The organism is Pantoea sp. MBLJ3 (genome assembly GCF_000816655.1).
GTDB lineage: Bacteria > Pseudomonadota > Gammaproteobacteria > Enterobacterales > Enterobacteriaceae > Pantoea > Pantoea eucalypti.
The window spans coordinates 259,663-280,719 of sequence record NZ_JSUT01000012.1; the positions used below are offsets into that span (position 1 = coordinate 259,663).

The 21,057-nt window shown below is 56.2% G+C and carries 18 protein-coding genes; 12 read left to right on the plus strand and 6 right to left on the minus strand.

Translation table 11 applies throughout. The annotated features are described in order from the left end of the window. Nucleotides 1-11: 11 nt before the first annotated feature. The 7 genes from NP77_RS17665 (at nucleotide 12) to NP77_RS17695 (ending at nucleotide 6,069) form a co-directional block, all read left to right on the plus strand. The gene (locus tag NP77_RS17665) at nucleotides 12-380 is read left to right on the plus strand and encodes a YcfL family protein (protein WP_003849853.1); all 369 of its coding nucleotides are present in this window, start codon (nucleotides 12-14) and stop codon (nucleotides 378-380) included. 11 nt (nucleotides 381-391) lie between these two features. Further along, on the plus strand, nucleotides 392-988 hold the full coding sequence (gene lpoB, locus NP77_RS17670; RefSeq protein ID WP_003849852.1) for a penicillin-binding protein activator LpoB: 597 nt from the start codon (nucleotides 392-394) through the stop codon (nucleotides 986-988). Nucleotides 989-1,004: 16 nt separating this feature from the next. Then, complete coding sequence (thiK, locus tag NP77_RS17675) at nucleotides 1,005-1,787, plus strand: thiamine kinase (protein WP_050556826.1); 783 nt, start codon at nucleotides 1,005-1,007, stop codon at nucleotides 1,785-1,787. 39 nt (nucleotides 1,788-1,826) lie between these two features. Further along, the gene (gene nagZ / locus NP77_RS17680) at nucleotides 1,827-2,867 is read left to right on the plus strand and encodes a beta-N-acetylhexosaminidase (RefSeq protein WP_039661026.1); all 1,041 of its coding nucleotides are present in this window, start codon (nucleotides 1,827-1,829) and stop codon (nucleotides 2,865-2,867) included. Between the two features lie 40 nt (nucleotides 2,868-2,907). Beyond that, nucleotides 2,908-3,450, plus strand: a complete 543-nt coding sequence (gene ycfP, locus NP77_RS17685; RefSeq protein ID WP_039661028.1) for an alpha/beta hydrolase YcfP — start codon at nucleotides 2,908-2,910, stop codon at nucleotides 3,448-3,450. Nucleotides 3,451-3,662: 212 nt separating this feature from the next. After that, nucleotides 3,663-4,967: an NAD(P)/FAD-dependent oxidoreductase gene (locus NP77_RS17690; RefSeq protein ID WP_039661029.1), complete on the plus strand. Its 1,305-nt coding sequence runs from the start codon at nucleotides 3,663-3,665 to the stop codon at nucleotides 4,965-4,967. A 559-nt stretch (nucleotides 4,968-5,526) separates the two neighbouring features. Then, nucleotides 5,527-6,069 (plus strand): glycine zipper 2TM domain-containing protein, encoded by a 543-nt coding sequence (locus NP77_RS17695; RefSeq protein WP_003849847.1) that lies wholly within the window; start codon nucleotides 5,527-5,529, stop codon nucleotides 6,067-6,069. A 142-nt stretch (nucleotides 6,070-6,211) separates the two neighbouring features. On the opposite strand, the gene mfd is transcribed toward NP77_RS17695, so the two are convergent. Together mfd and NP77_RS17705 are read right to left on the minus strand one after the other, a co-directional pair. Continuing rightward, nucleotides 6,212-9,655 (minus strand): transcription-repair coupling factor, encoded by a 3,444-nt coding sequence (gene mfd, locus NP77_RS17700; RefSeq protein WP_039661031.1) that lies wholly within the window; start codon nucleotides 9,653-9,655, stop codon nucleotides 6,212-6,214. 228 nt (nucleotides 9,656-9,883) lie between these two features. Continuing rightward, nucleotides 9,884-10,093, minus strand: a complete 210-nt coding sequence (locus tag NP77_RS17705) for a hypothetical protein (protein WP_003849845.1) — start codon at nucleotides 10,091-10,093, stop codon at nucleotides 9,884-9,886. Nucleotides 10,094-10,342: 249 nt separating this feature from the next. Here NP77_RS17705 and lolC point away from each other — a divergent pair, with 249 nt between their 5' ends. From lolC to pepT, 5 genes are all read left to right on the plus strand, one after another. Next, complete coding sequence (gene lolC / locus NP77_RS17710) at nucleotides 10,343-11,542, plus strand: lipoprotein-releasing ABC transporter permease subunit LolC (protein ID WP_033743171.1); 1,200 nt, start codon at nucleotides 10,343-10,345, stop codon at nucleotides 11,540-11,542. Continuing rightward, nucleotides 11,535-12,239, plus strand: coding sequence for a lipoprotein-releasing ABC transporter ATP-binding protein LolD (gene lolD, locus NP77_RS17715; RefSeq protein ID WP_039661033.1), 705 nt, complete (start codon nucleotides 11,535-11,537; stop codon nucleotides 12,237-12,239). The genes lolC and lolD overlap by 8 nt, the downstream gene beginning before the upstream one ends. Beyond that, a complete protein-coding gene (gene lolE / locus NP77_RS17720) occupies nucleotides 12,239-13,483 on the plus strand; it encodes a lipoprotein-releasing ABC transporter permease subunit LolE (protein ID WP_003849842.1) in 1,245 nt (414 codons plus the stop codon). Before lolD ends, lolE begins: the two co-directional genes overlap by 1 nt. 146 nt (nucleotides 13,484-13,629) lie before the next feature. Beyond that, complete coding sequence (gene cobB / locus NP77_RS17725; RefSeq protein WP_003849841.1) at nucleotides 13,630-14,463, plus strand: Sir2 family NAD+-dependent deacetylase; 834 nt, start codon at nucleotides 13,630-13,632, stop codon at nucleotides 14,461-14,463. Between the two features lie 479 nt (nucleotides 14,464-14,942). Continuing rightward, nucleotides 14,943-16,172, plus strand: a complete 1,230-nt coding sequence (gene pepT, locus NP77_RS17730) for a peptidase T (protein ID WP_039661035.1) — start codon at nucleotides 14,943-14,945, stop codon at nucleotides 16,170-16,172. Nucleotides 16,173-16,242: 70 nt separating this feature from the next. Here the strand turns inward: pepT and NP77_RS17735 are convergent, their stop codons facing one another. The 4 genes from NP77_RS17735 to purB form a co-directional block, all read right to left on the minus strand. Beyond that, entirely contained in the window at nucleotides 16,243-17,370 is a 1,128-nt protein-coding gene (locus NP77_RS17735; RefSeq protein WP_008925944.1) for a cupin domain-containing protein, read from the minus strand. A gap of 57 nt (nucleotides 17,371-17,427) precedes the next feature. Beyond that, a complete protein-coding gene (gene phoQ / locus NP77_RS17740) occupies nucleotides 17,428-18,888 on the minus strand; it encodes a two-component system sensor histidine kinase PhoQ (protein WP_003849837.1) in 1,461 nt (486 codons plus the stop codon). A 2-nt stretch (nucleotides 18,889-18,890) separates the two neighbouring features. After that, entirely contained in the window at nucleotides 18,891-19,559 is a 669-nt protein-coding gene (gene phoP, locus NP77_RS17745) for a two-component system response regulator PhoP (RefSeq protein ID WP_003849836.1), read from the minus strand. 104 nt (nucleotides 19,560-19,663) lie between these two features. Beyond that, nucleotides 19,664-21,034 (minus strand): adenylosuccinate lyase, encoded by a 1,371-nt coding sequence (gene purB, locus NP77_RS17750; RefSeq protein WP_003849835.1) that lies wholly within the window; start codon nucleotides 21,032-21,034, stop codon nucleotides 19,664-19,666. Between the last annotated feature and the right edge of the window lie 23 nt (nucleotides 21,035-21,057).

Consider the following 21,057-nt stretch of genomic DNA (forward strand, 5'->3'; position numbering starts at 1 on the left):
GGAAACGTGCTATGCGATCCTGGCTGACTGGCCTGCCGATCCTGCTCTGCCTGACGGCTTGCAGCAGTGATAAACCGATGATCAATACGTCACAGTCACTGGTGATGGAGTCCTCTGTGCTGTCGGCAGGGATTATTACCGATGAGCCGACGCTGGATGAGAACGATGGACTCAAACGTGCCACCAGCGTGCTCTATAATCAGCGCGAAACACCGGTCGTTGTGCACTACCGTTATTACTGGTATGACGACAAAGGGCTGGAAATCACCCCGCAGGAACCGGCGCAGACCGTCACCGTTCCGGCGCAGGGCAGCATAGTCGCCGCCTCGCAAATGGGTAACCTGACTGCCAGTAAGGTTCGTCTTTATCTCTATCTTTAAGGATTTTCATCGTGATACGCAGTTTTAATCGTACCGGAACGCTTCTGATGGCGCTCATTCTGACCGGCTGTGTTGTGAAACAGCAGCAGCAGCCTGCACCGGTTGAACCGACCCAGCCCGCTGAGCCAACCCAGCCCGTTCCGCAACCTGAACCGGTACCGCAACCGCAGCCTGTGCCGCAGCCGCCAAAACTGGTGACTATCAACTGGGATGCCACCGTTCAGCCGCTGGTGGCGCAGATGTTACAGGCCGCCAGCGCCGAGCCTGGCAGCGTGCTGCTGGTCGATCGGATCAAAAACAGCACCAATGGCTCGCTGCAAAGCGACAAAGCCACGGCAGCAATCCAGAATGCGCTGAATAATAACGGTAAATTCACCCTCGTCTCTGCAGATCAACTGGCACAGGCCAAGCAGACGCTGGGATTATCGCCGGATGACAGCCTGAACTCGCGCAGTAAAGCCATTGGCCTGGCGCGCAACCTCAACGCACAGTATGTGCTCTACAGTAACGCACGTGGCGATGTTAAAACACCGACCCTGCAGATGCAGCTGATGCTGGTTCAGACCGGCGAGATCATCTGGTCCGGCAACGGCATTGCTCAGAATTAATCCGGCATTCCAGCGGATCATTGAACAGGTCACGGGCGAACCAGACAAAGCATTGATTATGCCGCTGGCCGGTCTGACCGGACACAGCCAGAAGATTGTCAGCCCGTCCGGCACCTTTATCGTTCGGGCGACACCGCAACCGGCTATTCCCTTTGTGGACCGGCAGCGAGAATTCCGACTGTTACGAAAGTTGAGAACCACGGGGCTGGCGCCGCAGCCCGTAGCGTCACATCGTCAGGGAATTATCCTGACCTGGTGCGCGGGCGAGGCGCTGGATGCACAACGCTTCGGCGAGCAACGTCCGCAGATCGTGGCCCTTCTGAAGCAACTGCACCAGCAGCCGCTGACCGGCTATCAACTGTCGATGTTATCGCTACTGTGGGATTACTGGCAGCTTACACCTCAGCGGCATCATCGCTGGCTGCGAGCGCTCAGGCGCCTGACGCAGCAGGGTGAGCCCCGGCCGCTGAGGCTGGCACCGCTGCACATGGATCTGCATGCCGGTAATGTCATACAAGGTCCCGAAGGCCTGCGTCTGATTGACTGGGAATATGCTGCCGATGGCGACGTGGCGCTGGAACTGGCGGCCGTCTGTGCCAGCGATCCGCAGCACGATGCCGACTGGCTGGCAGAGTATGCAGCGGCGATGCAGCTGCCGCTTCCCGCGCTGGTGCAGCAGGTCAGACGCTGGCAACCCTGGCTGCGCTTGCTGATGGCCAGCTGGTATCAGCTGCGTGCCAGTCAGAGTGAAAACGAAACATTACACCAGCTGGCCCGACAGAGCTGGGAACAGATTTAATCGCGTTATGCAGCTGCATAACGCCACAGGATTCAGGTTATGAGAACACATTTACCCGGCCCGCTGATGCTTGACGTTGAGGGCTATGAACTGGATGGCGAAGAGCGCGACATCCTGAAGCACCCGCTGGTCGGCGGCTTAATTTTATTTGCCCGAAATTATCACGACCCGGCTCAGCTGGCAGAGCTGGTGCGGCAGATCCGCGCGGCCTCTCACTCCCGGCTGGTGGTTGCGGTGGACCAGGAGGGCGGTCGCGTTCAGCGTTTCCGTGACGGCTTTACTCAACTGCCCGCGATGCAATCCTTCGCCGCGCTTCACGATGCAGACACCGCAGGTGAGATGGCGCAGCAGGCGGGCTGGCAGATGGCGGCCGAAATGATCGCGATGGATATCGATATCAGCTTTGCGCCGGTGCTCGACATTGGTCATATCAGCGCCGCGATTGGCGACCGTTCTTTCCACGCCGATCCGGCCATTGCCCTTGCTGTTGCCCGCCGCTTTATAGCGGGGATGCACGAGGCAGGCATGAAGACCACAGGTAAACATTTCCCGGGGCATGGTGCGGTCAGCGCCGATTCGCATAAAGAGACGCCACGGGATCCGCGCGACGAAAAAACGCTCCGTGAGCATGACATGGCGATCTTCAGCAAGCTGATCACCGAGCAGGCGCTGGATGCCATCATGCCTGCTCACGTCATCTACACCGACGTTGACCCGCTGCCCGCCAGCGGCTCGCCATACTGGCTGAAAACCGTGTTGCGCGAGCAACTGGGCTTTAATGGCGTGATTTTCTCCGACGATTTGTCGATGGAGGGCGCCGCCGTGATGGGAAGCTATTCTGAGCGGGCGCAGCAGTCCCTTTCTGCCGGTTGCGACATGATTCTGGTCTGCAATCAACGCCAGGGAGCCATCAGTGTGCTGGATAACCTGATCCCGGTCGGGTCAGAGCGCGTGACGCAGCTGTATCATCAGGGCAGGTTTACCCGCGGTGAGCTGCAGGCTACGCATCGCTGGAAAACCAATGCCCAGCAACTGAGTGCGCTTCAGGAACGCTGGCTGGCTCACAAGGCGTCGTGGTAAGCAGTGACTGCCCGGCGCTATCTCAACCCTGAGGATTATCATGATCATTTATCTGCACGGTTTTGATTCCAACAGTCCGGGCAATCACGAAAAGGTGCTGCAACTGCAATTTATCGATCCTGACGTCAGGTTGATCAGTTACAGCACCCGCCATCCTAAACATGATATGCAGTTTCTGCTGAAAGAGACCGATAAGATGCTGACGCTGTCCGACGATGACCGCCCTCTGATTTGCGGTGTCGGGCTGGGCGGCTTCTGGTCAGAGCGCATCGGGTTTTTGTGCGGCATCCGCCAGGCGATCTTCAATCCCAACCTCCTTCCGCAGGAGAATATGGAAGGGAAGATCGACCGTCCCGAGGAGTATCAGGACATCGCCACCAAATGCGTCAGCGATTTTCGCGAGCGCAATCGTGACCGCTGTCTGACCTTCCTCTCCCGTCATGATGAGGCGCTGGACAGCCAGCGCATCGCCGACCAGCTGCATCCGTTTTATGACATCGTCTGGGATGAGACAGAAGGGCACAAATTCAAAAACATATCCCCACACCTTCAGCGGATAAAATCTTTTAAAACATCAGGTTAAACCTGTCAGGCACCGCAAGGTGCCTGTTTTCGTTACGTAATTATCTGAGTTTTATTTCTCCGCTTTGATGTATATCAATATTCTTATGTTCTCCTCTTCCCGCCATGCTATTCTGGCCGCAGATTGCGATTTTAACTTCGCCAACCCTATGTTTCTTAAGGTTTAATTTAACCTTTGGTTAACTTTTGGTTCACAATTTGAGGGGGTCTTTGTTGACTACGTCTGTTAAGAGAATTGTTATTGTCGGCGGGGGAGCGGGCGGCCTGGAAATGGCGACGCAGCTGGGCCATAAACTGGGTCGTAAAAAGAAAGCCGAAATTATCCTGGTTGATCGTAACCATAGCCATTTGTGGAAGCCGCTGCTGCACGAAGTGGCCACGGGTTCGATGGATGAAGGCATTGACGCACTGAGCTATCTGGCCCATGCCCGCAACCACGGTTTTGAGTTCCAGTTGGGTTCGCTCACCGATATTGATCGCAGCCGCAAAGTGATCCGCCTGGCCGAAGTGCTGAACGCACAGGGCGAAGTGCTGGTGCCACAGCGTGAAGTGGCCTACGACCAGTTGGTCATGGCGCTGGGCAGCACCTCCAATGATTTCGGAACGCCGGGTGTCAAAGATCACTGCATCTTCCTGGACAATCCACATCAGGCGCGTCGTTTCCACAACGAAATGCTCAACCTGTTCCTGAAATTCTCTGCCAGCGAAGGCAAGGTCGAGAAAGTGAACATCGCTATCGTGGGCGGCGGCGCAACAGGCGTTGAGCTGTCAGCGGAGCTGCACAACGCGGTGAAACAGCTGCACAGCTACGGCTTCAAAGGCCTCGGACGCGAAGCGCTGAACGTGACGCTGGTGGAGGCGGGCGAACGTATTCTGCCTGCACTCCCACCGCGCATCTCTGCTGCTGCGCACCAGGAGCTGACCAAACTGGGCGTGCGCGTTCTGACGCAGACCATGGTCACCAGCGCTGAGCGTAATGGCCTGAATACCAAAGGCGGCGAGTTTATCGAAGCCGACCTGATGGTCTGGGCAGCAGGGATCAAAGCGCCTGACTTCCTGAAAGAGATTGGCGGACTGGAAACCAACCGTATCAACCAGCTGGTGGTGAAAGAGACCTTGCAGACCACGCTGGACGATGACATTTACGCCATTGGCGACTGTGCCTCCTGCGCCCTGCTAGGCGGCGGTTTTGTTCCGCCACGTGCCCAGTCGGCGCACCAGATGGCCTCACGCGCGATGGAAAACATCCTGGCGCAGCGTCACGGTAAACCGCTGAAAGCCTATGTCTATAAAGACCATGGCTCGCTGGTGTCGCTTTCCCGCTTCAGTACGGTCGGCAGCCTGATGGGTAACCTGATGCGTGGCTCGATGATGGTGGAAGGGCGTATTGCACGCTTTGTCTACATCTCACTCTACCGTATGCACCAGGTCGCGCTGCACGGCTACTTTAAAACTGGCCTGATGATGCTGGTGGGCAGCATTAACCGGGTGATCCGTCCCCGGCTTAAGCTGCACTAAGCAAGCGTAATCAGTCTGGTCAAGGCTAAGCCTCCTCGATATTGAGGGGGCTTTTTTTTGCGCCAGACTGGTGGGGAGTCGCGGCTGGCGGACAGCCGTGCAACGGTTTATTCGTCGCGCTGGAGCCCCGTTCAGTCAGCTATGCCGCGCGAACCCTGAGGCGTCAGCGTGAATGGGATATCACCAGTCTGACTGGTTTACAGCCGCTTATTGTTCCTGCGAATCGGCTCACTGTATCGAATCTGACAGGGTTCATGTGTCAATATGATCAGGGCGTAGCGCCAATATTGGTCATCTCTTAATGTATTGAATTTGAAGTGATTAAAGTAAATTCTGGTGTCGATTACTTCTGGCTTACATCTCATCAGAACTCTCCTAAAAACTGGCCCTGATAGCAAAGTGACCAATTTCCTCCATTTATCTGATGTTGCATTTTCGGTCCATCTGTAAAACTTCATCTCAACAAACACGGCGCGTCGCGCACGCCGGTTATACCTCAGTTAACGAGGATGCTTTAACAGCAGGATTGCGCGGTAACACTTTTCAGGAGGAACTTCCTGTGAATAAATCAATGTTAGCGGGTATCGGTATTGGTGTAGCAGCAGCGCTGGGTGTTGCAGCCGTAGCAGGCATGAATGTGTTTGATCGCGGTCCTCAATACGCTCAGGTACTCTCTGCAACACCAATCAAAGAGAGCATCAAACAGCCACGTCAGGAGTGCCGGAACGTCACACTGACCCACCGTCGGGCCGTACAGGATGAAAACCGTCTTGCTGGCTCTGTATTAGGTGCAGTGGCAGGTGGGGTGCTGGGTCACCAGTTTGGTGGCGGTCGCGGCAGGGATGTAGCGACAGTAGCGGGTGCGGTAGCGGGCGGTTATGCCGGTAATCAGGTCCAGGGTGGACTGCAGGATCGGGATACCTACACCACAACCGAACAGCGCTGCAAAACAGTTTATGATAAACAAGAGAAAAAACTGGGATATGACGTGACCTATAAAATAGGCGATCAGCAGGGTAAAATCCGCATGGAAAATGACCCCGGCACGCGTATTCCTCTGGATCGCAATGGTCAGCTGGTTCTCAACGGCGATCAGGCGTAATTGGGCAAAGCTTTGCTGCACTCGCGGCCACACAGCACGACGTAATAGTGAAATAATGAAAAAGGCGCATCGTATGATGCGCCTTTTTTATCGCCATTTCCCGCGCTTTACCGATTAGCTCAGTAGTGCGCGGGCAGAGGTGTTACGCCTGATGCTCAGCCAGTTGTGAAACAAAGCCCTGCACCCACTCCATCCGTATTTTCCTTTCCGACAGCTCGCGGGTAAACCGCAGGCGTGTCGGGCCATCCAGCTTCCACTGCTGTGGCTCTTTCTGCAACAGGCCGATCAGCCATGCTGGATCCACATTGTTCTTCGGCGCAAAATCGAAATAACCGCCTTTGTCGCTGGCTTCGATCTTACGCAGACCGACAGCACGGGCCTTCAGACGGATAATCGCCACGTCCAGCAGATTTCGGGCTGGATCGGGCAGCAGGCCAAATCGGTCGATCATCTCCACTTTCAGCTCCTGTAATTCCTCTTCAACCTCTGCGCTGGCGATGCGCTTATAGAGCGAAAGACGGGTGCTGACATCCGGGATAAACGTCTCTGGCAGCAGGGCTGGCATCCGCAGCTCTACCTCTGTCTGATTACTGGTGAGATCTTCCAGTGACGGCTCGCGACCCGCTTTTAGCGCGTCGACCGCATTCTCCAGCAGTTCCATATAGAGTGTGAAGCCCAGCGTCTCCATCTGTCCGCTCTGCTCATCACCCAGTAGCTCGCCGGCACCGCGAATCTCCAGGTCGTGCGTAGCCAGCGCAAAACCGGCTCCCAGATCTTCCAGAGAGGCGATCGCTTCCAGTCGCTTATGTGCATCGGCGGTCATCGATTTTGGATGCGGCGTTAACAGCCAGGCATAAGCCTGATGATGCGAACGGCCAACGCGACCACGCAGCTGATGCAGCTGTGCCAGACCAAAGTGATCGGCCCGCTCAATGATGATGGTATTGGCAGTCGGAATGTCGATACCGGTCTCGATAATGGTGGTACAGACCAGCACGTTAAAACGCTGATGATGGAAATCGTTCATCACCCGTTCCAGATCGCGCTCACGCATCTGGCCATGACCAATCGCCACACGCGCTTCCGGCACCAGTTCGCTGAGACGCTGCGCCGCTTTCTCAATATTTTCAACGTCGTTGTAAAGATAGTAGACCTGTCCGCCACGCAGAACTTCACGCAGGATCGCTTCGCGGATCACCAGATCGTCAAATTCACGCACAAAGGTTTTCACCGCTAAGCGGCGGGCAGGCGGTGTGGCGATAATCGAGAGATCGCGCATGCCGCTCATGGCCATATTCAGGGTACGCGGGATCGGCGTGGCGGTCAGGGTCAGAATGTCCACATCGGCACGCATCGCCTTGATGCGCTCTTTGTGACGCACTCCGAAGCGGTGCTCTTCATCAACAATCAGCAGGCCGAGATCGTGCCATTTGAGATCGCTCATCAGCAGCTTATGGGTGCCGATTAAAATGTCAATCTTGCCGTCACTGGCCTGTTCCAGCACCTGTGCCTGCTCTTTGGCGGTACGGAAACGGGAGAGCATCTCAATGCGGACCGGCCAGTTGGCGAAGCGATCGCGGAAGTTATCGTAGTGCTGCTGTGCCAGCAGGGTGGTCGGCACCAGCACGGCCACCTGTTTATGGTTCTCAATCGCCAGAAACGCCGCGCGCATTGCCACTTCGGTTTTACCGAAGCCGACGTCGCCGCACACCAGGCGGTCCATGGCCAGCGGCTGGCACATATCACTCAGCACCGCATTGATTGCCTGCGCCTGGTCCGGTGTGGTTTCAAAGGGGAAGCTTTCGCAGAACAGCTGATACTGTTCACGATTATGCTTAAAGGCAAAGCCGGATTTGGCGGAGCGCTGGGCATAGATATCCAGCAGTTCCGCCGCCACATCACGCACTTTCTCAGCCGCTTTCTGCCGGGCGCGTGACCAGGCATCGCTGCCCAGTTTATGCAGTGGGGCGTTATCGTCCGCGCCACCCGCGTAGCGACTGATCAGGTGCAGCGACGAAACCGGCACATAGAGTTTGGCGTCATTGGCGTAAGAGAGCATCAGGTATTCTGCCTGAATACCACCCGCTTCCAGCGTCGTCAGGCCGATATAACGACCGACACCGTGCTCCAGATGCACCACCGGCTGGCCGGGGCTCAGCTCCGCCAGGTTACGGATCAGAATGTCCGGATTGATAGTGCGACGGGTATCCTGACGGCGACGGCTGACGCGTTCGCCCAGCAGATCGCTTTCGCAAATCAGTGCCCGGTTACCCTGGGTATCAATGAAACCGCGCTCGCTGGCGCCAATCATCAGACTGAAACGATCGTCGACAGTTTCATCGAAACGATGTACCGGCTGAGGGCGCAGTTTAATCCGGGCCAGCAGTTCCTGCAAGGTCTCGCGGCGGCCTTCGCTTTCAACCGAGAAGACGACAGCACCGCTGAAGGTTTCAATAAACTGACGCAGATGGTCGAGCGGCGCTTTCGCCTGCGCCTGAACGGCAAGGTCGGGCAGCGGGGTGTAACCGAGGTTAGTATTCGCCGCTTTGTCGGGCAGCACTTCATTGGTCATCTGAATGCGCGGCCAGGCTTTAAGCTCACCCATCAGAGCATCGGGACGCAGCCACAGGGTAACCGGCTCCAGCAGCGGACGCATCGGATCAACGCGGCGATTCTCATAACGCGCCTCAGCATCCTGCCAGAAGCGGCGGGCGCTGCCTTCCAGATCGCCACAGTTCACAATCAGGGTGTTATCAGGCAGATAGCTGAACAGGCTGGGTAACGGCTGTTCAAAAAAGAGCGGCTGCCAGTATTCGATGCCCGCAGGCAGCGTGCCTTTACTTACCTGCTGATAGACATGCTCCGACTCGCGGCGCACATCAAAAATTTCGCGCCAGCGGCTGCGAAACAGCTCAATAGCCGCTTTGTCGCTGGGAAACTCATGGGCCGGCAGCAGGTTAATTTCCGTGACGGCTTCCAGCGTGCGCTGACTGTCGACGTCGAACAGGCGCAGGCTGTCGATCTCATCATCGAAAAAGTCGATGCGATAAGGCTGATCGCTGCCCATCGGGAACAGGTCGAGCAGGGCGCCGCGCGTGGCGTATTCACCGTGCTCCATCACCTGATCGACATGGCGATAACCGGCCTGCTCAAGCTGGTCGCGAAGCCGGTCGCGTGACAGTTTTTGTCCCTGCTTCATCACCAGCGCATGGCCATGCAGGAAACTGTGCGGGCAGACGCGCTGCATCAGGGTGTTGACCGGCATGATCAGCATACCGCGCTGCATCACCGGCAGCTGGTAGAGTGTCGACAGGCGCGCGGAGATAATATCCTGATGCGGCGAGAAGCTGTCGTAGGGGAGTGTCTCCCAGTCAGCGAGGTGAGTCACCGGCAGATCGGTAAACTGACGGATCTCATCCAGCAGACGCAGGGCGGTTTGGGTATCGGGGGTAATCATCAATACCGGACCCGCATGGTGTTCGGCAATGCTGGCACACTCCACCGCGTGCGCTGCGCCTATAATCTGGCCAAGCTGACGGTGGTCGCCGGATTTAACGGGCAGGGTATAACGAGTCTGTTCGGGCATGGGATCTCGGGGTTGCTCCATTTTTCCAGGACGTAATCATTCCATATTATGTCAGGGGGATCACCTTTGCGGCACAATTTTCCTGCCGCGCCGCGCTGAATCCAGGGATTGGTCAGCCATTACCTGGCGTCAGCGGTAATGCAGCGGATAGAGAGAGAATAGACGGAGTCTGGCGAGGCAACATAAAAAACCGCCGTCGCTATGCAGCGACGGGGTTAAGCGGGCATTTTATTTTATGGATTGCTGTGTGTAATGCATGCGTGGGCGGTCGATATTTGCCCAGGATAGTTCCTGCTCAGGATGGTAGCTGAGGTTGCCGTCGTCCCACTTTACGTAGTAGCCGGCGGGTGCGTTTCCCTGCTCAAAGACATTGATAATTTCGCCTCTGATCTCCCCGGATTTATGTTTGACGATACTGCCTTTGGGAAATTTCAACATGGTCGCTACCTCTACCGCTGTGCGATAAATTCACCCCTTATCCTGTTACTGATTATAGTCTACACCCCATCTGCGCTGAATAATCAGCCAATAAGCGGCGGCTTTATCGGCTATTCCGCGGCTTTGGGGCAAGAGATGACGCATCCGGATGCAACTTTGCTGCCGACTCAGAGGGTTAGAGGTTTCATAAAGCCAGCCGCTCCTTTATCATCCCACTACCTATTTTCAGGCAACGGCTTACTGGATTCCATGTATCAACCTGTCGCGCTATTTATCGGTCTGCGTTACATGCGCGGACGAGCATCGGATCGCTTCGGTCGCTTTGTCTCCTGGCTCTCAACGATTGGCATTACGCTTGGCGTGCTGGCGATGGTCACCGTGTTATCGGTGATGAACGGTTTTGAGCGTGAACTCGAAGGCAATATTCTTGGGCTGATGCCGCAGGCGCTGATTACCAGCGACAAAGGCAGTCTCAATCCCCAACAGCAACCCGCCGCCTCGCTGAATCTGCAGGGCGTTAACCGCATCGCGCCGCTGACCACCGCTAATGTGGTGCTGCAAAGCCCGCGCAGCGTCTCCGTTGGCGTAATGCTGGGCATTAATCCGGATGAAAAAGATCCGCTGACGCCGTTCCTGGTGAATACCCAGCAGAGCGTGCTGCAGCCCGGACAGTACAATGTCATTCTCGGCGAACAGCTGGCATCACAACTTGGCGTAAAACGTGGCGATCAGCTGCGTTTGATGGTGCCGTCTGTCAGCCAGTTCACGCCAATGGGGCGGGTGCCGAGTCAGCGTCTGTTTACGGTAGCGGGCACCTATGCTGCCAATAGCGAAGTCGACGGGTATCAGATTCTGGTCAATCTGCAGGATGCGTCGCGCGTCATGCGTTATCCGGCCGGGAATATTACTGGCTGGCGACTGTGGCTGGATAAACCGCTATCAGTCGACAGTCTGAGTCAGCAGACATTGCCTGCGGGCCTTATCTGGAAAGACTGGCGTGAGCGCAAAGGCGATCTTTTCCAGGCCGTGCGCATGGAGAAAAACATGATGGGCCTGCTGCTGAGCCTGATCATCGCCGTCGCAGCCTTTAACATCATCACGTCATTAGGCCTGCTGATCATGGAGAAGCAGGGCGAAGTGGCGATCCTCCAGACCCAGGGCCTGACACGCCGGCAAATCGTGGCGGTGTTTATGGTTCAGGGTGCCAGCGCCGGGATTATCGGCACGCTGCTCGGCACGCTGCTCGGCGTCCTGCTCGCCAGCCAGCTCAACAACTTAATGCCGGTAATTGGCCTGTTCCTTGATGGGGCGGCGTTGCCGGTTGATATTAATGTGTGGCAGGTGGTCACTATCGCCCTCAGCGCGATGATTGTGGCGCTGTTGTCTACGCTCTATCCTTCGTGGCGCGCTGCCGCCGTTCAACCTGCTGAGGCTTTACGTTATGAGTAACACTCCTTTGTTGCAGTGCCGCGACCTGTGCAAACGCTATCAGGAAGGCAGCGTGCAGACCGATGTGCTGCGCAATGTGGCTTTCAGCCTCCAGCCCGGTGAACTGACGGCTATTGTCGGCAGCTCCGGCTCGGGTAAAAGTACGCTGCTGCATCTGCTGGGCGGACTGGATGCGCCGACCTCGGGTGACGTGGTGTTTGATGGTCAGTCACTGAATGCCATGTCCTCATCGGCCAAAGCCGAACTGCGTAATCGCGAGCTGGGCTTTATCTATCAGTTCCACCATCTGTTGCCGGACTTCAGTGCGCTGGAGAACGTGGCGATGCCGCTGCTCATAGGCAAAACTGCGAAAGCGGAAGCGCAGGATCGCGCCCGTGAGATGCTGGCGGCAGTCGGTCTGGACCATCGCGCCGCGCACCGGCCTTCTGAATTGTCAGGCGGCGAACGCCAGCGCGTGGCGATTGCCCGTGCGCTGGTCAACCGTCCTCGTCTGGTGATGGCGGATGAGCCAACCGGAAACCTGGATGCGCGCAACGCTGACGCTATTTTTGAACTGCTGGGCGAACTGAACGTGCGTCAGGGCACCGCGTTTCTGGTGGTCACGCACGATCTGATGCTGGCAAAACGCATGACGCGACAGATGGAGATGCGTGACGGTCAGTTAAGCGAGCAGCTTACTATGGCAGGAGCGCTGTAATGGGCTCGTCGTTATCCCTGTTGCTGGGCCTGCGCTTTAGCCGCGGCCGCCGTCGTGGCGGCATGGTCTCGCTGATTTCGGTGATCTCTACTATCGGGATTGCGCTGGGCGTGGCGGTGCTGATTATCGGTCTGAGCGCCATGAACGGTTTTGAGCGTGAGCTGAACAATCGCATTCTGGCGGTGGTGCCGCACGGTGAGATCGAGGCGGTCAATCAGCCGTTTCAGCACTGGCAGTCGATGATTGCCCCGATTGAAAAGGTGCCCGGCATTGCAGCGGCAGCGCCCTACGTGAACTTCACTGGCCTGATTGAGAGCGGTGCCCGGCTGGAAGCGCTGCAGGTTAAAGGCGTTGATCCCGCACAAGAGCCGCGTCTCAGCGCACTGCCACAGTTTGTCGCCAATAACGCCTGGTCCACTTTTGCCGCCGGTAAGCAGCAAATCATTCTGGGCGGCGGCATCGCGAAATCGCTGAATGTGAAGCAGGGCGACTGGATCACCATTATGATCCCCAATAACGATGGTGATAACAAACTGCTGCAGCCAAAACGTATCCGGCTTCAGGTCAGCGGTATCCTGCAATTGAGCGGCATGCTCGATCACAGTCTGGCGCTGGTGCCGCTGGCCGATGCGCAGCACTATCTGGAGATGGGTGACAGCGTGTCGGGCATCGCCCTGAAGATGACCGACCCCTTCCAGGCGGTCAAACTGGTGCGCGATGCGGGTGAGGCGACCCGCTCTTACGTCTACATCAAGAGCTGGATTGGCACTTACGGCTATATGTATCGCGACATTCAGATGATCCGCGCGATCATGTATCTGGCGATGGTGCTGGTGATTGGCGTTGCCTGTTTTAACATCGTTTCCACGCTGGTAATGGCGGTAAAAGACAAAAGCAGTGACATTGCAGTGCTGCGCACACTCGGCGCTAAAGATCGGCTGATCCGCGCCATCTTTATCTGGTACGGTTTGCTGGCGGGTCTGCTGGGCAGCGTCAGCGGCGTGGTCGTGGGCGTGCTGGTGGCGCTTAACCTGACCTCGCTGGTGCGCGGACTGGAGTCGATTACCGGCCATCATCTGCTGGCGGGGGATATTTACTTCATTGATTTCCTGCCGTCGGAATTGCACTGGATTGATGTGTTCTCAGTACTGATTACGGCGATTCTGCTGAGCCTGCTGGCGAGCTGGTATCCCGCCAGACGTGCCAGCCGCATTGACCCGGCTCGGGTATTAAGCGGTCAGTGAAAAAATGCGGCGCGAGAGGTTTTCGCGCCGCATCTGTTTAAGACCTTTGCTGTTGGGTTGTGCCCTCAGCAACCGTTACTATCGGGTGATGTTGACCCGGAATCTGTTTAGAGCGGCTCACCGCAGCCGCTACGCCAGGAGATTTTATGCGTACACCACGTCGCCGCATACGACTTGCCCGCCTGAAGAAAACCCGGAGAAAAGTGCATCAGCGCTTTCGCCAGCGCATTTTTGAGCGCGATCGTCAGGCCGAACTTGCCGCCCATCCTCAGCCGCATGTTGTGGTGCTGACCGGCGCAGGCATTTCAGCGGAGTCCGGCATCCGGACCTTCCGCGCGGCTGACGGCCTGTGGGAAGAGCACCACGTGGAAGATGTTGCAACGCCTGAAGGCTTCAGGCGCGATCCTGCGCTGGTGCAGCGCTTCTATAATGCGCGCCGCCAGCAGTTACAGGAGGCGGAGATTCAGCCCAATGCCGCTCATCTGGCGCTGGCAGAACTGGAGCAGGTATTAGGCGACAATTTCCTGCTGGTCACGCAAAACATCGACAATCTGCATGAGCGAGCCGGAAACAGTCGGGTGCTGCACATGCACGGTGAGCTGTTAAAAGTGCGCTGTGTCACCAGCGGTCAGGTGATTGAGTGGACCGGTGATATCACGCCGGACGATCGCTGCACCTGTTGCCAGTTCCCCTCTGCACTACGGCCGCATGTGGTGTGGTTTGGCGAAATGCCGTTGGGCATGGAGCAGATTTATCAGGCGCTGGAACAGGCGGACTACTTTATTGCTATCGGCACTTCAGGCCACGTTTATCCGGCCGCAGGTTTTGTCCATGAAGCCAAAATCCAGGGCGCGCATACCGTTGAGCTGAATCTGGAACCGAGCCAGGTGGGCAACGAATTTGCCGAGCGGCACTATGGTCTGGCGAGCGAAGTGGTGCCGGAGTTTGTGCATAAGCTGCTGCGCGGGCTTTATAAGTAAGCGGGGCGGCTATAACCGCACCCGAGGTTACAGGCAAAATCTGGCCCGATTAGTGGTGAGATCCAGCCTGCACCGGGAACACGGTCAGATCGGAAAGCCGCAAAACCGTCATCCATAACTGCCTGGCCCGCACGATGACGCACCTCATCCCTGAGGTGCGCCCGTAAACAGGCCGACGCTTACGTTATTCAAAACGCGCCCGGATTTTTGTCCCAGCCACGGGACGCTTTTCTCCTCTGACCCTGTAACCGTTGTGTTGAGTCTGCACGCTGCGGTGATTTTCTCGCCGGGTCAAACCGCCTCTTTGTTATTAACATTGCGAGGTTTGCTGCAACAATCTTGTAATAAGGCGTTTATTTCGGGCTTATTGCTTTCCCAAAGGTTATCGACAGCGCTAACCTGTCTCCAGATGATTTTACGCAACGTTATAACCGCCGGGTCTGTGAATAATATCGGACGGCACTTTTAAAGGATGGGCTATGGAACAGTTACTTGAGCGCTTTTTAAGTTATGTGGCAGTTGAGACGCAGGCTAAGCCGCAGGCTCGTCAGGTCCCCAGCAGTGAAGGGCAGTGGACGCTGGCGCGTCAGCTTCAGGAAGAGCTGCTGGCGCTGGGTTTTGTCGATGTCACCCTAAGCGATCACTGCTGCGTCATGGGCACACTGCCCGCCAATGTCGACTGGCCGACGCCGGTCATCGGTTTTATCTCACACATGGATACATCGCCTGACTTTACGGCAAAACATGTGAACCCCCAGATTATCGAAAATTATCGCGGCGGAGACATTGCCCTGGGTAATGGCAACGAGATTCTCTCGCCGGTGATGTTCCCGGTGCTGCACAAGCTGATTGGACACACGCTCATTACCACCGATGGCAAAACCCTGCTGGGTGCGGACGATAAAGCGGGTATTGCCGAGATCATGACGGCGATGGCGCACCTGGCAAAAAGCGACACGCCGCACGGTGCGATCCGCGTCGCCTTTACGCCCGATGAAGAGATTGGTCGTGGCACCTCACATTTTGATGTGGACGCGTTCGCGGCTGACTGGGCATACACCATTGATGGCAGCGATCTGGGCGAGTTCGAGTATGAGAACTTCAATGCCGCCTCCGCCACCGTCAAAATTGTCGGTAATAACGTGCACCCGGGCTCCGCAAAAGGCGTGATGGTCAATGCGCTGGAGCTGGCAAATCAGTTCCATGCTGCCGTTCCGGCCAGTGAAAAACCGCAATATACCGACGGCTATGAGGGCTTCTATCATCTGCATCAGATCAAAGGCAGTGTAGAACACGCTGAGATGCTCTATATCATTCGTGACTTCGAAACAGAGAGTTTTGAACAGCGTAAACAGACGCTGCTGCAGATTGCAGCGGAGATTAACAAAACGTTGCACCCGGACTGCTCCGTCACGGTTGAGATCACTAACAGCTATCGCAACATGCGTGAAAAGGTCGAGCCGTTCCCGCACATTATCGACCTGGCTTTACAGGCGATGCGTGACTGTGACATTGAACCGGTGGTGAAACCGATTCGCGGGGGTACAGATGGCTCGTCACTGTCGTGGAAAGGGTTGCCTTGCCCGAATATTTTTACCGGCGGCTATAACTATCACGGCAAGCATGAATTCGCCTCGCTGAATATCATGGCGAAGTCGGTGGAAGTGATTGTGCGTCTGTCAGAGCTGGCAGCGCAGAAGAAGAGTTAAATAAAAAGGCTCTCTGCCACAAGGGTCAGAGAGCCTGATTCAGCAGCAGCGCCCGATAGCGCTGTATTGATTATTCGTCGTCGCCAAAGAACCAGTAACCGGCATTCACCAGACCGGCGATCTGCGCCAGTACGGCGGGATCATCCAGCGCATCACCCAGATCGTCGAGTGTGATGCGATAGTGATTTGCCAGTACTGCCATCACATCGGGGCGTGAACACTCAACCCGCTCGCCGTTAATATAAACCGCGTCGCCAAGGGTCAGAACACGCAGGCCACCTAACCGACTCAGGGTATCACCCTGTTGCAGGGCATCATAAATTTCGTCAGGCTGATAAGGCGGTTCCGGCGGCGCGACGTCGAGTTCGTGACGCGACTGCGAAATAAATTCGCCAAACCACTGCTCAAAATGCTCTGGCTGATTGACCACATCCAGCATCAGCTGACGAACGCCTTCAATCTCCTGCGGCAGGATCTGTGATGGACAGTCGCGAGAAGGCACATCCGGATCGCTAAAGCGCAGGCTGCCCAGCTCATTGGCCAGCGCGTAATCAGCAAAGCCGCTAATTAACTCCCGGCCGCTTGGAGCGCGGAAACCCACGGAGTAGTTCAGGGCGTTTTCCAGTGAGTAACCTTCGTGCGGGAATCCTGGCGGGATGTAGAGAATATCGCCTGGTTCCATTTCTTCATCGATGATGGCATCGAACGGTTCAACCTGCAGCAGATCCGGGTGCGGGCAGTGCTGCTTCATCGGCACTTTCTCACCAACGCGCCAGCGACGGCGACCGGTACCCTGAATGATAAATACATCATACTGATCGAAATGGGGGCCGACACCGCCGCCAGGCACGGCAAAAGATACCATCAGGTCATCGACGCGCCAGTCAGGCAGGAAACGGAAAGGGCGCATCAGCGCGGCAGAAGGCTCATGCCAGTGATTGACCGCCTGGACCAGCAGCGACCAGTTGTTCTCTCCCAGATGATCGTAGCTCTCGAACGGGCCGTGGCTGACCTGCCATTTGCCATCCTGATGACTGACGAGGCGGCTGTCCACCTCGTTTTCCATCGCCAGACCAGCAAGTTCATCCGGTGAAAGAGGATCGACAAAGTTTTTAAAACCACGCTTCAGCACTACCGGGCGTTTCTGCCAGTAGCGCTGAATAAAATCGGGCCAGTTAATATCGAGCTGATAGTCCATAAAAGGGTTCCGCTTAGGGCTGTAAATGCCAGCAAGTATAACAGCCCTGAGGGTTTTCTACTCGCGGCGATGTTCGACTTCCTGGCGCTGAAAGACTACTTCCATGCGTGTTCCGCCAAGTGCGCTGCTGGAGGCAATCACGTTGCCTTCATACTGCTCCAGAATGTCGCGCACCACCGCCAGACCCAGCCCCTGACCGGGACGCAGGGTATCGGCGCGCTGACCCCGGACGAAGACTAAATCACGCTTGCTTTCAGGAATGCCCGGACCATCATCGTCGATATAGAGATGCAGTGCATTTTCGCTCTGATAAGCGCTGACTTCGATAAACTCCAGGCAGTACTTGCAGGCGTTATCCAGCACGTTGCCCAGCACTTCCATAAAATCATTCTGGTCGCCCACAAAGGTCAGCTCCGGGGATATATCCAGCGAAATCGCCACACCCTTGCGCTGATAGACTTTATTCAGCGCCGAACAGAGGCTGTCGAGCAAACCGGACACGGAATGGATGTCGCGCTGCAAGGGGTTGTGGTCGGCCTGCATACTGGCGCGATGCAGATAATATCCGACCTGCTGCGAGATACGGCTGATCTGCTCCAGCATGACCGGCTCAGCCTGCTCTATTGTCAGCTCTTTGCCGTTTCGCAGCGACCGCAGGGTGCTCTGTAAGACGGCCAGCGGGGTTTTCAGGCTGTGGGTCAGATCCGAAAGCGTGGTGCGATAGCGGGTATAACGCTGCCGCTCATTCGTCAGTAACAGATTGAGGTTGCGCACCAGACTGCGCAGCTCCTGCGGTGGATTATCTGCCAGGTTCTCGCGCTGACTGGTCTCCAGTTCACGCACCTGCTGTGTCAGCGCGCCAATCGGCCGCAGACTCCAGTGCGCCGCCAGCCACAACAGCGGAATAATCAGTATCAGGTTGGCCGCCAGCACATAGCTGAACCATGACCAGACCACATCAGAATGCTGCAGCTCCTGCGGGATCGAATCGACGACCACGATGGTGAGCGCAGGGAGATTGGTGGTGGCATCGTAACGGTTAACAGCAACTGAGTGGGTAAAGGTGTCGTTGCTGTCCGTGTCCCAGTCGTTGAGCCGCTGCTTAGCATTTACGTTATTGCCCATCGCCACCATGCTGGTGCGGTTGCTGGTATCAATCTCGTAAAAGTCGGGCTTCAGCAGCCATTCACGACGGATTTTTTTGCGGATCTCAGGCACATCGCGTTGCTGCCACAGCAGCTTACCGTGCTCATCGTAAATGAACACCAGTGTCGGGAAATTGAGTGTCATCCGTTCCGGCTGGGCGATGGTGAGCGTGTTGTCATGCCATTGCGCCAGCGTAAAGAACAGATTGCTCTCGCCGCGCATGACGCGGTAGGTGTTTTTATCGAAACTCACCACATAGCCAATCACGGCGACCATGCCGTAAGAGAGCGAGAGGAAGAGAACTATTGCTGCAGACGCCAGCAGAAAGCGGGCGCGCAGCGAGATAGGGCGATAACGGTTAAACCAGGACATGGTCAGAGATCAAAGCGGTAACCCTGGCCACGGACAGTGGCGATGACGTCGGTTGGGTGCAACGCCAGAATTTTTTTGCGCAGACGCCCCATCAGAACATCGATGGTGTGGCTTTCACGCAGTTCAGCGTCAGGATAAAGCTGCAGCATCAGCGAGTCTTTACTGACCACTTTGCCCGCGTTACGGATCAGCGTCTCGACAATGGTGTATTCAAAGGCGGTAAGCTTCACCGGCTCTTCATTGACCGTGAGTTCACGGCGGGAGAGATCCACCTGAAACGGTGCCATATCGATAATTTGCGACGCATGCCCACTGTTACGGCGCATCAGCGCCTGCAGACGTGCCGCGACCTCTTCAATGTGAAACGGCTTGGTGACGTAGTCATCCGCTCCGGCTTCCAGCGCTTCCACTTTCGCCTGCCAGCCTTCGCGGGCGGTTAGCACCAGAATCGGCTGACGCACGGCATCACTGCGCCAGCGGCGAATCAGCGACATGCCATCTTCATCCGGCAGGCCGAGATCGACCAGGGCGATATCGGGCAGATGTTCGCGAAGAAAATAGTCGGCTTCTTTGGCGTCTTCGGCGGCATCGACCTGATGGCCCATGTCACGTAACTGGACGGCGAGATGATGGCGCAGCAGGGCATTGTCTTCAACAACCAGAACACGCATAGAAATTCCTTACACTCTGTTTGAGTCAACCTGCAGAAAGTATACGCGAAATGTATTAAACAAGATGTTAACGCAGACCGGACGGGGCCGGTCTGCGGCGGGTATTATTTCAGATCGTCAACCATCTGAATAGCGCGGCCAATATAGTTTGCTGGCGTCATCTGCTTAAGACGGACTTTTTCTTCTTCTGGCAACGCCAGACTGTCGATAAACGCCTGCATACCAGCGGCATCCACGCGTTTACCACGCGTCAGCTCTTTCAACTTCTCATAAGGTTTTTCAATACCGTAACGGCGCATCACCGTCTGAATCGGTTCTGCCAGCACTTCCCAGTTGTGGTCCAGCTCATCCAGCAGGCGGTCACGGTTCACTTCCAGCTTCGAGATGCCTTTCAGGGTGGCCTGATAGGCGATCAGCGCATAACCGACGCCCACACCGAGGTTACGCAGCACGGTGGAGTCGGTCAGATCGCGCTGCCAGCGTGAAACCGGCAGCTTGCTGGCCAGATGCTGCATTACGGCATTCGCCAGACCCAGATTGCCTTCCGAGTTTTCGAAGTCGATAGGGTTCACTTTATGCGGCATGGTGGATGAACCAATCTCGCCCGCAATGGTTTTCTGTTTAAAATGGTTCAGTGCCACATAGCCCCAGATATCGCGATCGAAATCGATCAGGATGGTGTTAAAGCGGGCGATACAGTCGAACATCTCAGCGATATAGTCGTGCGGCTCAATCTGCGTGGTGTAGGGGTTCCACGTGATCCCCAGCGAGGTGACAAAGTTCTCGCTCAGTTCATGCCAGTCCACTTCCGGATAGGCGGCAATGTGGGCATTGTAGTTACCGACCGCGCCGTTGATTTTGCCCAGCACCTCGATCTGCTTCAGCTGACGTAACTGACGCTCCAGACGGTAAGCCACGTTAGCCATCTCTTTACCCATGGTCGACGGCGTGGCTGGCTGGCCGTGGGTGCGGGAGAGCAGCGGGATATCACGGTATTCGCTGGCAAGGCCTTTGACAGCGCTGATCAGCTGCTGCCAGTAGGGCAGGATGACGTCACGACGGGCGGTTTCCAGCATCAGCGCGTGCGACAGATTGTTAATATCTTCTGAAGTGCAGGCGAAGTGGATAAATTCAGAAACGGCGTGCAGGGCAGGCAGATCGGCGACTTTCTCTTTCAGGAAATACTCTACCGCTTTCACATCGTGGTTAGTGGTGCGCTCGATAGCTTTAATGCGTGCCGCATCATCTTCAGAAAAACCGGCGACAATCGCATCAAGGAAAGCGTTTGCGTCGGCATCAAATGCAGGAACTTCCTTGATCTCTGCGGTCCCGGCCAGTTTTTGTAACCAGCGAACTTCAACCTCAACGCGGAATTTCAGCAAACCGTATTCGCTGAAAATCGCACGCAGCGGGCTGACTTTATCGCCGTAACGACCATCGACAGGTGAAACGGCGGTCAGAGAGGATAATTCCATCAGTGCAACTCCTGAATCATTTA